Origin of the sequence: Citrobacter sp. TBCS-14, assembly GCF_005280805.1 — a bacterium.
In the GTDB taxonomy this organism is placed as follows: Bacteria; Pseudomonadota; Gammaproteobacteria; order Enterobacterales; family Enterobacteriaceae; genus Citrobacter; species Citrobacter gillenii.
Window position 1 is genome coordinate 1 of record NZ_SZWM01000446.1, and the last position, 274, is coordinate 274.

The 274-nt window shown below is 55.1% G+C and carries 1 protein-coding gene; it reads left to right on the top strand.

The features are described from left to right. Positions 1-274, top strand: a 274-nt coding sequence (locus FDX22_RS15995; protein WP_255432949.1) for a flavin reductase family protein, incomplete at both ends; no start/stop codon positions are given.

The window sequence follows — 274 nt, forward strand, 5'->3', positions numbered from 1 at the left end:
GCGTGCAGAATATTATCGAAACCGGTGAATTTGTCTGGAACCTGACGACTCTTGAGCTGGCCACTGCGATGAACGAAACGTCAGCCAGCTTGCCGCACGGTGAGGACGAGTTTTTTGCCGCCGGGCTTAGCAAAGGAGAGAGTCGGTTAGTTAACGTGCCGCGCGTGGCACAAAGTCCCGTCAATTTTGAGTGTCGTTTATCACAGAGCCTGCAACTGACGGCCGCAGATGGCTCACCGGTTGATACCTGGCTGGTATTGGGGGAAGTGGTGGG